The following is a 12,281-nucleotide window of genomic DNA, read 5'->3' on the forward strand; positions in this document are numbered from 1 at the left end:
CCCCCTTAAACAAATTAAACCTTTGGGGGTCCCCCTTTTTGTCGTTTTTTTTTGGGGGGCACCCCCCCAAACAAAACGCCGCTTGTGGGTAATCTGGATCTAGGCTTTGCCATCCGATTTATTTTAATGAGATTGTCACCATCATGAAAACAGCCCAATCTTTAGCAGTTCTGGTGTTTATATCTTTATTATTTGGAATTATGCCTAGTCTAACTGATGCTAGACAGACTAAAAATTCATCAGCTATTTCTTTACCATCGATCGCTAAATTAGGCATCGATCTTAATGGTGCTTATTATCGAGCTAGTGGCAATCAGATAATTGCGGGAAACGAACAAATTAGAGGCGTTCACCCATTTGAATGCGTGGAATTTGTCTATGGAAGGGCGATAGAACGGGGTTTATTTAAGAATGGTCGAGGGATTGGAACTGTACTCAATGGCGACGCACATACCTGGGACGATCGCATTGCTAATAGTACTTATCGCAATCGATTAAGTCGGAAAGTTAAAGTAAATAGTGTGGTAGTCTGGGAAGCCGATCTCAAGTTTACTTGGCAAGAAGGTAATACTACTTATTCTTATGCTACCGATCCGATCGCCGGACATGTTGCTTTTGTTGAAAAAGTTTATCCTGATGGCTCATTTTTAATTAGTGAAGGCAATCATGTGGCTCAACCGCTGATTAAGTTAATTAAGGCTAAAACTCCAGTGGCAAAAGCAGCTAAATTTATTTATTTATAAGTATTGAATCGATGATAAAGTAGTCTCTAGTACTAGGCGGCGCAAGTTAGGTTACTATTTCACAATCCCAACTCCCCGCTCCCCGCTCCGATCTCCCCGCTAAATAGTAACTTTACTTACGCCCAAGACTACTAGTTTAATTTTGTACCACAACGTTTGCAAAAGCTAGCATCGAGATCGTGGCTCGACAGGTAACATTTCGGACATACTGCATTCACCTTATTAGCACTTTTGGCAACTTGTTTGATTAGATCTCCCAATTGCCAAGGAATCAGCGCGATCCCGGTCAAAATCATCAATACTGTCATCACTTTTCCCGCTTGAGATGTCGGCGTAATATCGCCAAAGCCTACTGTTGTCATCGTGACTACTGCAAAATAAACAGCATCAAAAAAAGTACCAAATTGTTTTGGATTGACGGGATGTTCGACTTGATAAATTAAGCCCGAATAGATAAAAATAATTGAGAAGATCGTAAATAAAATGCGGGTGACGATCGAACTATCTTCGCGATCGAGATTACCGAGTAGAGCTTTACCTTCAATAAATCTCAGCAACCGTAAGATTCGGAACCAGCGCAAGATCCGAATGAAGCTAACATCGGTTATTCCGGTTAATACGGGTAAAATTGCCATCAAATCGATGAGCGAATAGAAGCTGAATAGATATTTAAATTTATCCGGTGCGGCTATGAATCGAAGTAAGTACTCGATCGCAAAAATTGATAAAATAATTGTATCTACTTTACCAATGAGCGATCGCATCTCTGGATCGAGTGGATAAGTTTCAGCGACAAAGATTCCGGTGGAAACCAAAACTAGACAGGTAATGAGTAAATTGACTATTCTGCCGATCGGATGTTCGATATCTTCTAAATAAATAAATATTTTATCGGCAATAATCATAAGATAATCTGAGAGGATAGGTATAATTAGTGCGATCGATCGTGGTGTGGCTATGTATTTGAAACTTTATATCGATCGATAGATTTACCAGCTTGGTACTGGTAAAGAAAATAAACTCGTTATAATCGAAATAGCAAGAGTTACTGCTAGCAAAGATTAAAAATAACCACTATTGGATCGTCAACATCATGGCTAAATGGGATGTCAGCAGGTTTTTAAATACTGTTAGCTACTTTGAAGCGATTCCCGTCTTGAGTGACGTGCAACGCTGGCTGAAGGGTACGTCAACGAGTCAATCTACTACTGATGGAGGAAGAGCTTTGGGGGTAATATTGGTAGTCGGCGCGAGCGGTGCAATCGGCGAATTAATGGTTTCGCAACTACTCAAAAGCGGTTATCGAGTCAGAGCAGCGATCGCAGATTTAAGCTTGACACCGTTTAGTGTACCCGCAAATGTTGAGTTTGTGCAGGTTGAATTTAGTATCGATCGCTTAGACGATAGTTTGCTATCGCGATTGCTGCAAGGGGTTCGAGCGATAATTATTTGTCCCGATCCGCAGGCTGCTCTATCTGAAGGCTGTTTGGATAGTTTAACTGCGGCTGCAACTAATTATTTACCCACCCACAATCGACTAGAACTTTTTGATTTTACCCAACCCACTTTAGATCTTCAGGCGACTTGGGGTGCGGTGGATGATGTGGTGATGGGTGGCGTGAGTGAAAGCGGAATTCGCTTACGTGCTGGTTCTGCACTATTTAGCGGTAATGTTTCGACAGATAATTCCGGTGGATTTGCTTCGGTACGCACCCGAAATTTTGAACCCAGTCTCAATCTGAGTAATTACCGAGGAATTGAATTAAAAGTTAAAGGTGACGGACAAAGATATAAGTTATTCGTACGGACTGAGACAAAATGGGATGGAGTCGGTTACGCTTATTCTTTTGATACAGTTGCCGATGAATGGATAACAGTTCGAGTCCCATTTCAAGATTTAGTACCGATCTTTCGTGCCAAAACAGTCGGCGATGCCCCGCCAATCGATGATACTCAAATTCGATCGTTTCAGTTAATGCTGAGTAAATTTGAGTACGATCGAGCCTTAAATCCTAATTTTACGCCCGGTTTATTTTCATTACAAATTGAATCAATTTCTGCTTACGATGGCAAGATAATGCCGCAATTAATCGCGGTCGATCCAACAGCTACTTCAGCAAATTTAGCTATTAAACTTCAGACTACTAGCATTCCATTCTCGATCGTGCGGAGCGCAAGTTTAGACGATCGCATGGTAACGGCAATTGCAGTCAAATCGATCTCCCAACCAGAGACAGTCGGACAAATTTTAGGTCGTTAGCATTTTCCCCTGAAACAATCCCCATAAATTTGCGTCCGAGATCGCAACCCAAACATTATTAGCGAGATTTTTTGGTAATAGGCTTTTGCCTCTTACCTGAAGTTGTATTACCATCAATGAAGTTTGGGTATTATCTCTCGATTGTCACCTTCAATCTGAAAGTAATCGCAACAGAGTATAATCGATCGATAAACTAGCAATAGCCACACAATTCATCGATATAGAGCGGGATGTAGATACCATGAAACCAATTAAAATTAATCCTGGCGCGATTGCCTACTTGTGTGCTGTCAGCCTCACGATTCTCGCGTCCAGCAGAGGCTACGCCAACGGCATCGTAGCACCTGCGATTACAGTTACCCCACCCTCTAAATCTACTCCTACTACACCTGCGCCCGCTCCAAAAACACCTGTAAAAGCCACTCCAGCTACTACCATTACGCCAACTAGCACGCCCAAGCCCAGCAGCCAGCCAACTATAACTCCCAGCAGTCCGCCACTAGTCATCGTACCCGCGCTGACACCCACGATCGTCAGAAACTTCACTAATCTCTACGGACAAGTATTAGCGGTCAAATTTACCCCCAACCAGCAACAAAAAATCTCTACGAGATTGAACAGAGAATGGATGACGAATTTGGGATTGAGAAATACTGTCGCCCAAACCATCGCGCTAGAACCTCAACTTGCCAAAGGAACGCCAGCCGAACGCACTCAACTTCAAACTAAGTTAGTATCAAATCTGCGCCAGCAGGTATTAGATGGCGATGCTGACGCGCTCTGGTTGGTATCTTTTTATGATGCTTCGCCCAAAAATTGGTTGGCACCAGGTAAACCCCCATTAACCCGCATGACTACCGATATTAGTGCGGATGCTTTGTGTTTTATGGTCAATGAAATTATGGGAAAATCGGTAACAACACCCGATCTCAAACTCAAAAATGCGATCGCAGCTAAACTGACGACTGAGTATCCAAAAATTTCTACCGATACCAAACAAACTCTGTCTAGATTACCTGCCAATTGGCTGACATTTAAAGATAGTGACTGGTTCCGACGCAGTGATGAATTTAGAGAACAAATGCGGATTCATTGGGGACAAAATCTCGAAGCTTATATTCCCGAACTTAAAGAGATGAATAAGCTCAGACGCGATCGATTGGCAAAACTTAAAGCCGATCCTACCGTGCGGTGGGATAGTTTGAATGCAATTCAACGTCAAGCTGCTTTACAAAAATCTGATGCAACGTTTCAAACTAGCGTGCGGACGCTTGCACCAGTTAAAATTGCATTAAGTAATTATATTAACATCATGCAAGTTGCCAACGCGATCGGTAATTCCCCAACGCGTTATTCACTCAAATTAAAAGTTAAGTAGTTATCGCAATCGCTAAATTCGATCTGCGACTATTCTTGAGGATGAGTCTTACTTCAAAACTGTCTTCGAGGATACTTTTATGAAGTGGAAAAACTAAATTTATGGCTTATAATAATTTTTCTTTGCAAGATGCGATTGGTCAGTTCGATTTAAATCTAATAGAGTCAGCTTTTTGCGAATCTCTGCTGCCAGTATCACCAAAGCCAGAATTTTTAAACATTTTTGAACAATATTTGCCCTTGGCACAGAAAGCAAAATCTGAAAAGGCAAAATCAGAGTTGTTAGTCAGTCCAATTTTGGTTGAGTTGTTGCGACTAGCCGACAACCAAATCCAACTATTTTCAGGTGAAGAGTTTAATGTCGATAGAGAGCGTGGTCTGAATGGTTTTTGTGACTTCTTACTAAGTAAATCTACGATCTCATCCATAATTCAAGCTCCGATCGTGATGTTAGTAGAAGCAAAAAAGGGAGAATTAGATGTAGGCTTAGGGCAGTGTGCCGCTGAAATGGTCGCTGCTCAAATATTTAACGCACATGAAGACAAGCCGATTCCGGTCATCTATGGCTGTGTTACCAGCGGAAAGTTGTGGCAATTCCTCAAGCTTGAAAATAAGGATCTAACGCTCGATCTAAATGAATATCAGGTTACCCCAGTCGAACGCATTCTTGGTATCCTTAAATGGATGGTGAGTGGATCTTAGAATAAAGCGATCGATTTCCAGAAGGTTAAAATACGACTAGCTAAATTAGAATTAATTCTATGCGTCTTTATCGTCCGATCGGTTATCAAGAGTTAGATCTAATTGCTAATAGTAAATTCTTAACATTTCCACCCCGATTGCCATCTCAGCCAATTTTTTATCCAGTTTTAAATCTGGAATATGGTATCCAAATCGCCAAAGATTGGAACACTACCGATCCGAATTCTGGCTTTGCTGGCTTTGTAACTCAATTTGATATCGATGATGCATATATCTCTCAATTTGAAATTCAGATTGTCGGTAGCAGCCAAGTACACCAAGAATTATGGATACCTGCGGAAAATCTATCAGAGTTCAACCGACATATTCTTGGTGCGATAAAAATTATCGCAGCTTACTATGGTGACAATTTTGTTGGTAAGATCGATCCGACTAATAACTTACCTGCCACGACCGCCATCTGAGAGGGTGTCTGAAAAGTCTTATTGGCTTCGCTCGTAGATCTAAATCCCCCTGTCTTGTCGTTTTTTTATTCGGGGGTTCCCCCCGAATAAAAACGCCGCTAAATCCCGCTTAAAAAGGGGAACTTTGACTCTTTCTCCCCCTGCTTGGTGCGCTAATCCGTCGGGAGACCCGACGAACGCGCATCCGCTTTTTAAGGGGGTTGGGGGGATTTAGATCTATGCTTTTCAGATACCCTCTGACGGTCTAGATCGATAGTAGGCACAATCTCAGTAAAAAGTGGAAAATAATCTTCAAGAAATAATAGATTCGATCGATGCTCTGATGACGTTGGATCGTGCCGAGGATCTCACTCATCTGCAAGCACTTGTAGATCTTTACTTCAACCATCCTGAAGCTGTCAACTACCTTGATGTCTGGTTTCGTTTGTATGAAAGATTCCCAGATAAGAATGGTGAAGACATATTCTGGACGATTCTGCATGGGATTGAAAATTATCATCCCACTTCCGATAAATTTGCGATCGAGTCAGTTCTGCGTCAACCATCTGAGTTCCCTCTAATGATGTTAAATCGATTGATTAATGGCGGGATCGATCGGGTTGACGATGTAGATCTATTAAAATTGCTCGATCGAGTGGCAACAAATGAGAACTACTCACAAATAGTTCGCGATACCGCGCTAGGTTATCTAGATTACCACAGAGAAAAAAGTACTAGCTAGTCATCAATTTTCGCTCCTGTTTTGGATCGATCTCCTTAACCTAAGCATATTTTAAATTATTAAGTTCGCTTATCCCTACTCCATTCTCTCTAATTCAATGCGTATTCTTGTCACAGGTGCTAGTGGTTGTGTCGGTCATTATATCAGCGAAACTCTGATTCAAAATACCGACCACGAGCTATTTCTATTTGTCCGCAACCCTGCTAAATTACAAGTAGATATTAAGGCACGTCCCGGCATTCATGTCGTCACTGCAGACATGATGGAAATCGAAAAACAGGCTGAGTTACTAAAAACTATTAACGTTGCCGTACTTACAGCCGCAGGCTGGGGCGGACAGGAAGCCTTTGATATCAACTATACTAAAACACATATTTTATTCGATTTACTCGACCCCCAAGTTTGCCAGCAAGTTATTTATTTCTCGACTGAAAGCGTCCTCGATCGGCAAGATAAATTGCTACCCGAAGCAGGTAAAATCGGGACGGATTATATTATGTCTAAATATCAGTGTTTAGACAAATTAATTCAAGCCCAAAACGCCCCCGATAGCGCGCAGCACATCGCCTCTAAAGTTACCGCAGTCTTCCCCAGTCTCGTTTTTGGCGGCGACGATACCAAACCTTATTCTTTCTTGTCTGCTGACTTGACAAATATCGCTAAATATGCGGGGATACTGCAATGGTTTAGTGCCGATGGCAGCTTCCATTTCATTCATGGTAAAGATATCGCCGAAGTCGTCAGACATCTGATCGCACATCCCAAACTTGCCGATAAATTCGATCGCCGGATCGTGCTGGGCAATCAAAAAGTCAACGCGGCGGCAGGCATTAAGGAAATCTGCGCGTATTTTGGCAAACGTAGCCCCTTTCAGATTCCCCTCTCGATCGATCTAGCCAAATTCTTTATTAAAATATTTAAGATCCAAATGGCTGACTGGGACATGTTTTGCCTGAATAACCGCCACTTTAGCCATGCCAATCCCGTTAGTCCTGCAACATTTGGATTGCCGGGATATGCCCCGACTATTACCGATATCTTCCGCACGCGCGGTCTTGTTGGTAGCAACCCCCCACGCACGTAACCGCAAAGAATTAGATCCCGATCGATTTTTTTAAGTATTGTTACCAGTGGGTGATACAATCGATGATGGTCTGTCAGGCTCAAACAACACCAAACTGCTGTGAACTCTACTGATGAAACACCTCAACCGACAAAATTAGTCGGCGAGGAAACTACGCTTGATGAAAGTGTAACTCGATCGGCAGAGGACTCGATGGGTGAGTATCGACAACTCAAACAAGAGTTGTATCTGATTACTCTAGTAATTACTACCGTGGCATTTGTCACTGTGGTATTAATCTATGGCTGGAAGATTTCCTTCAGCTACCTCTTGGGTGCAGTCGCAGGAGTAGTGTACTTGAGACTGCTTGCAAAAGATGTAGACCGGATTGGTAATGAGTCTGTGAAGTTAAGTCCCAATCGTCTTGCCCTATTTGTGGTCTTGATGTTGGTGGCGGCTAAATGGCACGAATTACAAATTCTGCCAGTCTTTCTGGGCTTTTTGACCTATAAAGCGGCACTGTTAATCTACATCTTCCGCACAATCTGGCTCGCCGACTGAATTTATCATGTTGGATTAGCACAGCACCGACCATCAATTGCAATATTTGTAATTTTGGTAAACGATCGATAGAAACGGCTCCTAGATGCACATGTTAGATGGTTTAAACATCATAAATCCTCTGCCCTTAGCGGCATTGGAAGTCGGTCATCATTTGTATTGGCGCATAGGTGGGCTACAACTTCACGGTCAGGTGTTCCTTACCTCTTGGTTTGTGATCGGTTTGTTGTTAATCGCAGCAATCGCCGCTGGGCGGAATGTTCAACGCATTCCGCGCGGGATTCAAAACCTGATGGAATATGCCCTGGAATTTATCAGGAACTTAACCAAGGAACACATTGGAGAAAAGGAATATCGTCCTTGGGTTCCATTTATCGGTACCCTGTTTTTATTCATCTTTGTATCCAACTGGTCTGGAGCATTACTCCCCTGGAAGCTGATTCACTTGCCAGAAGGCGAACTAGCCGCGCCAACTGGTGATATCAACACCACTGTAGCACTGGCTTTGCTTACGTCCTTGGCTTATTTTTATGCAGGTTTCCGCAAACGTGGTTTGGGTTACCTGGCTAAATACCTCGAACCGCAACCGTTCTTGCTACCGATTAATATCCTCGAAGACTTCACTAAACCACTGTCCCTAAGCTTCCGTTTATTCGGTAACATCCTTGCGGATGAATTAGTTGTCGGTGTACTAGTATTACTAGTTCCGTTTATTGTCCCGATGCCAGTTATGCTGTTAGGGTTGTTTACTAGTGCGATTCAAGCATTGGTATTTGCGACACTAGCTGCTGTGTACATCGGTGAAGCGATCGAAGGTCACGGCGAACACGAAGAAGAACACTAAATTTGGTGAATAGTGGATAGTGATTGGTGGATAGTGAATAACTAAATATCGGAAACTAAAATCACAAAACCAGTTTAATGTCAATTAATTTATTCTCTCAATCATTTTTTTAAGGTAATTACATCATGAATCCTACTGTTGCTGCTGCTTCTGTTATCGCTGCTGCTCTCGCTGTTGGTTTGGCTGCAATCGGCCCTGGTATCGGTCAAGGTACCGCTGCTGGTTCCGCTGTTGAAGGTATTGCACGTCAACCTGAAGCTGAAGGCAAAATTCGCGGTACCCTGCTGCTATCCTTGGCGTTCATGGAATCTCTGACGATTTACGGTCTAGTTGTCGCCCTGATTCTGTTGTTTGCTAACCCCTTCGCATAATCGCCATCGTCAACCAGCGGTAGGAATGGACAGTTTAAAAATCGGAATTTAGTGCAAAATTTCTAATTCCGATTTCTATAACTGCCGATTTCCACCAGCCTTAAAATTCCCCTCAGAAAGTATGAACGCGATTCCACAATGGACACTGTGGCTGGCTACAGCCGCAGTCGAAGAAGTAGCAGAAAAGGGTAAACTGTTTGACTTTGATGCCACCTTACCCTTAATGGCAATCCAATTTGTCGTTTTGGTGCTTGTATTAAACAAACTGTTTTACACTCCCCTTGGTAAAGTATTAGACGATCGAGACGAGTACATTCGCGGTGGTTTGGGCAATGCCAAAGCCAGACTAGCCGAAGCTGAAGCACTCAAAAATCAGTACGAAAAAGAACTAGCCGAAACGAGACGGGAATCGAACACAGTAATTGCAACAGCGAAAGCTGAAGCGCAAAAAATTGCCGCTGGACAAATTGCCGAAACTCAACAAGCAGCCCAAGTTCAACGCGAACAAGCCCAACAAGAAATTGATAAGCAAAAGCAATCTGCTTTTGCAGCTCTAGAACCCCAAGTCGAAGCACTCAGCCATCAGATTCTGACCAAATTGTTAGGAGCCGAGCTAGTTAAATAATCGCCTGCTACCCAGATTAAAACAGTTAATAGCGAACAGTTAGCACTAACAAATACCTGTTAACCGATCGCATCCCGCAGTTCTAGAACATATATTTATGATGGGAAATTACTTATTCCTCGCCAATGCAGGTCAAGGTGGGGTCGGCTTAAATTTAGATTTAATCGAAACCAACTTATTTAACCTCACACTGGTTTTAGGCTTTGTCATCGTCTTCGGGCGTAAAGTCTTAACCGAAATTCTTACCGAACGGCGAGCCACAATCGAAGCCGCAATTAGCGACATCGAAACTCGTCAAAAACAAGCATCCTCCGCTCTGGAAGTAGCTAAAAAAAATCTGGCGCAAGCCCAAACCGAAGCCGAACAAATTCGCCAAACGGCAATTACCAGCGCGGCAAATGCTAAAGCAGAAATCGAAGCTAAAGTCGCCGCCGATATCGCGCGGATGCAAGAATTAGCAGCAGCCGATACCAGTACCGAGCAAGATAAAGCCATCGCCGAACTCCGCGCGCGGGTGACTAAACTAGCAATGGCAAGAGCTGAAGCTCAACTCAAAAACCTGCTGACTGAATCCGCTCAAGCTGAGTTGGTCGATCGTAGTATCGCACTGGTAGGAGGTAAGTAATGAAAGATAGTGCAATTGGTAGTGTCGTGCTCGTGCCTTATGCGGATGCACTTATGTCCCTGGCTCAGTCTCAAAATTTAGTCGATGAATTTGGCGACAATTGTGCGGCTCTGTTAGGACTGCTCGATGAATCTCCAGAATTAAGCGAAATTTTAGCGAATCCGATCGTTAAAATTGCCGATAAAAAAGCAATTTTAGCTAAAATTGTTACCGATAAAGTGCACCCATTCGTGTCGAACTTCTTGATGATTTTAGTCGATCGACGACGCATCGGCTACTTACGCGGAATTTGTAAGCGTTATCAAGCCGCGTTGCGTGCGATGAAAGGGATCGTTTTGGCTGAAGTCACCAGTGCAGTCGCGCTTACTGACGCTCAGACTCAATCGATTCGCGATCGAGTTCAGGGTATGACTGGCTCGAATAGTGTCGAGATTGCCACCAACATCGATCCAGAAATTATCGGTGGTGTCATTATTAAAGTTGGTTCTCAAGTCATCGACTCCAGCTTACGCGCCGAAATTCGCCGCTTAGGTCTGAGTATTGCGTAGGGGATAGAGAATAGGGAATAGGGAATAGGGGTTTAAATAACTATTAAAAGACCCAAAACCTAATACCTAAAGCCTAAAACCTAATACCTATAGAAAACATCAGTAAATAGATAATTATGATTAGTATCAGACCTGACGAAATTAGTAGCATCATTCGCCAGCAAATCGAACAGTACACCCAAGACGTTAAATCATCTAACGTTGGGACAGTCCTCCAAGTCGGCGATGGCATCGCCCGCGTGTATGGTTTGGACAAAGTTATGTCTGGGGAACTCGTCGAATTTGAAGATGCGAGTGTGGGCTTGGCTCTCAACCTGGAAGCCGATAACGTCGGTGTGGTATTGATGAGCAACGGTCGCAGTATCCAAGAAGGGAGTGCTGTTAAAGCAACTGGTAAAATCGCGCAGATTCCCGTCGGCGATGCGATTGTCGGTCGGGTAGTCGATGCATTAGCTCGTCCTATCGATGGTAAAGGCGATATCGCTACTACCACCACTCGCCTGATTGAATTCATGGCTCCAGGGATTATCGAACGTCGCTCGGTTTACGAACCCATGCAAACCGGGATTACCGCCATTGACGCGATGATTCCCGTCGGACGCGGACAACGGGAACTGATTATCGGAGACAGACAGACTGGTAAAACTTCGATCGCGATCGATACTATTATCAACCAAAAGTCCGAAGATGTAGTTTGCGTCTACGTCGCGATCGGTCAGAAAGCCTCTACTGTTGCGAATATCGTCAACGTTCTCGAAGAAGCGGGCGCGATGGCATACACAGTCGTTGTAGCCGCCAATGCGAACGATCCTGCGACCCTTCAATACTTTGCACCTTACACTGGTGCGGCGATCGCCGAGTACTTCATGTACCAAGGTAAAGCGACCCTGATTATTTATGATGACTTGTCCAAACAAGCTCAAGCTTACCGTCAAATGTCCCTCTTGCTCCGTCGCCCACCAGGACGCGAAGCTTACCCCGGCGACGTATTCTACATTCACTCCCGTTTATTAGAGCGTGCTGCTAAACTCAGCGACGAACTCGGCGGCGGTAGCATGACAGCGTTACCGATTATTGAAACTCAAGCGAGTGACGTATCGGCATACATTCCTACCAACGTAATTTCAATTACCGACGGTCAAATCTTCCTCTCCTCCGACTTATTCAACTCCGGTCTTCGCCCCGCAATTAACGCAGGTATCTCGGTATCCCGCGTAGGTTCCGCCGCACAGACCAAAGCGATGAAAAAGGTAGCAGGTAAGCTAAAACTAGAATTAGCCCAGTTTGACGACCTTCAAGCCTTCGCTCAGTACGCATCCGACCTCGACCAAGCGACCCAAAATCAACTCGCTCGTGGTGCGCGGTTGCGGGAAATCC

At 43.8% G+C, this 12,281-nt stretch carries 15 protein-coding genes; 14 read left to right on the forward strand and 1 reads right to left on the reverse strand.

Annotation, left to right across the window (positions count from 1 at the left end; translation table 11 throughout):
• Positions 1–143: 143 nt before the first annotated feature.
• Positions 144–743, forward strand: a complete 600-nt coding sequence (locus RMO79_RS14605) for a CHAP domain-containing protein (protein WP_310483906.1) — start codon at positions 144–146, stop codon at positions 741–743.
• A gap of 131 nt (positions 744–874) precedes the next feature.
• Here RMO79_RS14605 and RMO79_RS14610 read toward each other — a convergent pair whose 3' ends face one another.
• Positions 875–1,648 carry an ion transporter gene (locus RMO79_RS14610; protein ID WP_310483907.1) on the reverse strand — a complete coding sequence of 258 codons (774 nt, stop codon included), beginning with the start codon at positions 1,646–1,648 and terminating at the stop codon, positions 875–877.
• A 188-nt stretch (positions 1,649–1,836) separates the two neighbouring features.
• On the opposite strand from RMO79_RS14610, the gene RMO79_RS14615 reads away from it, so the two are divergent.
• The 13 genes from RMO79_RS14615 to atpA form a co-directional block, all read left to right on the forward strand.
• Positions 1,837–3,003 (forward strand): CIA30 family protein, encoded by a 1,167-nt coding sequence (locus tag RMO79_RS14615; RefSeq protein WP_310483908.1) that lies wholly within the window; start codon positions 1,837–1,839, stop codon positions 3,001–3,003.
• A 241-nt stretch (positions 3,004–3,244) separates the two neighbouring features.
• Entirely contained in the window at positions 3,245–4,381 is a 1,137-nt protein-coding gene (locus RMO79_RS14620; protein WP_310483909.1) for a hypothetical protein, read from the forward strand.
• A 101-nt stretch (positions 4,382–4,482) separates the two neighbouring features.
• A complete protein-coding gene (locus tag RMO79_RS14625) occupies positions 4,483–5,082 on the forward strand; it encodes a hypothetical protein (protein ID WP_310483910.1) in 600 nt (199 codons plus the stop codon).
• Positions 5,083–5,141: 59 nt separating this feature from the next.
• Positions 5,142–5,546: an ADP-ribosylation/crystallin J1 gene (locus RMO79_RS14630; protein WP_310483911.1), complete on the forward strand. Its 405-nt coding sequence runs from the start codon at positions 5,142–5,144 to the stop codon at positions 5,544–5,546.
• A gap of 277 nt (positions 5,547–5,823) precedes the next feature.
• Entirely contained in the window at positions 5,824–6,267 is a 444-nt protein-coding gene (locus tag RMO79_RS14635) for a hypothetical protein (RefSeq protein WP_310483912.1), read from the forward strand.
• 97 nt (positions 6,268–6,364) lie between these two features.
• A complete protein-coding gene (locus RMO79_RS14640) occupies positions 6,365–7,351 on the forward strand; it encodes an NAD(P)-dependent oxidoreductase (protein WP_310483913.1) in 987 nt (328 codons plus the stop codon).
• A 99-nt stretch (positions 7,352–7,450) separates the two neighbouring features.
• A complete protein-coding gene (locus RMO79_RS14645) occupies positions 7,451–7,891 on the forward strand; it encodes an ATP synthase subunit I (protein WP_310483914.1) in 441 nt (146 codons plus the stop codon).
• Positions 7,892–7,976: 85 nt separating this feature from the next.
• Positions 7,977–8,735, forward strand: coding sequence for a F0F1 ATP synthase subunit A (atpB, locus tag RMO79_RS14650; protein ID WP_310483915.1), 759 nt, complete (start codon positions 7,977–7,979; stop codon positions 8,733–8,735).
• 125 nt (positions 8,736–8,860) lie between these two features.
• Positions 8,861–9,106, forward strand: a complete 246-nt coding sequence (gene atpE / locus RMO79_RS14655; RefSeq protein ID WP_310430087.1) for an ATP synthase F0 subunit C — start codon at positions 8,861–8,863, stop codon at positions 9,104–9,106.
• Between the two features lie 121 nt (positions 9,107–9,227).
• Complete coding sequence (locus tag RMO79_RS14660; RefSeq protein WP_310483916.1) at positions 9,228–9,731, forward strand: F0F1 ATP synthase subunit B'; 504 nt, start codon at positions 9,228–9,230, stop codon at positions 9,729–9,731.
• Positions 9,732–9,828: 97 nt separating this feature from the next.
• The gene (locus RMO79_RS14665; RefSeq protein WP_310483917.1) at positions 9,829–10,356 is read left to right on the forward strand and encodes a F0F1 ATP synthase subunit B; all 528 of its coding nucleotides are present in this window, start codon (positions 9,829–9,831) and stop codon (positions 10,354–10,356) included.
• Entirely contained in the window at positions 10,356–10,904 is a 549-nt protein-coding gene (gene atpH, locus RMO79_RS14670; protein ID WP_310483918.1) for an ATP synthase F1 subunit delta, read from the forward strand. The genes RMO79_RS14665 and atpH overlap by 1 nt, the downstream gene beginning before the upstream one ends.
• 116 nt (positions 10,905–11,020) lie before the next feature.
• The coding region (gene atpA, locus RMO79_RS14675; protein WP_310483919.1) for a F0F1 ATP synthase subunit alpha at positions 11,021–12,281 on the forward strand (1,261 nt) is incomplete at its 3' end.

The sequence above is a fragment of the Chamaesiphon sp. VAR_48_metabat_403 genome, from assembly GCF_031422475.1.
Taxonomy (GTDB): domain Bacteria; phylum Cyanobacteriota; class Cyanobacteriia; order Cyanobacteriales; family Chamaesiphonaceae; genus Chamaesiphon.

Excerpts from the sequence above, each read along its gene's own strand:
- RMO79_RS14620 (WP_310483909.1), top strand. The coding sequence starts at position 3,245 with ATGAAACCAATTAAAATTAATCCTGGCGCGATTGCCTACTTGTGTGCT.
- atpE (WP_310430087.1), top strand. The coding sequence starts at position 8,861 with ATGAATCCTACTGTTGCTGCTGCTTCTGTTATCGCTGCTGCTCTCGCT.
- RMO79_RS14615 (WP_310483908.1), top strand. The coding sequence starts at position 1,837 with ATGGCTAAATGGGATGTCAGCAGGTTTTTAAATACTGTTAGCTACTTT.
- RMO79_RS14610 (WP_310483907.1), bottom strand. The coding sequence starts at position 1,648 with ATGATTATTGCCGATAAAATATTTATTTATTTAGAAGATATCGAACAT.
- atpH (WP_310483918.1), top strand. The coding sequence starts at position 10,356 with ATGAAAGATAGTGCAATTGGTAGTGTCGTGCTCGTGCCTTATGCGGAT.
- atpB (WP_310483915.1), top strand. The coding sequence starts at position 7,977 with ATGCACATGTTAGATGGTTTAAACATCATAAATCCTCTGCCCTTAGCG.
- RMO79_RS14630 (WP_310483911.1), top strand. The coding sequence starts at position 5,142 with ATGCGTCTTTATCGTCCGATCGGTTATCAAGAGTTAGATCTAATTGCT.
- RMO79_RS14665 (WP_310483917.1), top strand. The coding sequence starts at position 9,829 with ATGATGGGAAATTACTTATTCCTCGCCAATGCAGGTCAAGGTGGGGTC.
- RMO79_RS14625 (WP_310483910.1), top strand. The coding sequence starts at position 4,483 with ATGGCTTATAATAATTTTTCTTTGCAAGATGCGATTGGTCAGTTCGAT.
- RMO79_RS14605 (WP_310483906.1), top strand. The coding sequence starts at position 144 with ATGAAAACAGCCCAATCTTTAGCAGTTCTGGTGTTTATATCTTTATTA.
- RMO79_RS14640 (WP_310483913.1), top strand. The coding sequence starts at position 6,365 with ATGCGTATTCTTGTCACAGGTGCTAGTGGTTGTGTCGGTCATTATATC.
- RMO79_RS14660 (WP_310483916.1), top strand. The coding sequence starts at position 9,228 with ATGAACGCGATTCCACAATGGACACTGTGGCTGGCTACAGCCGCAGTC.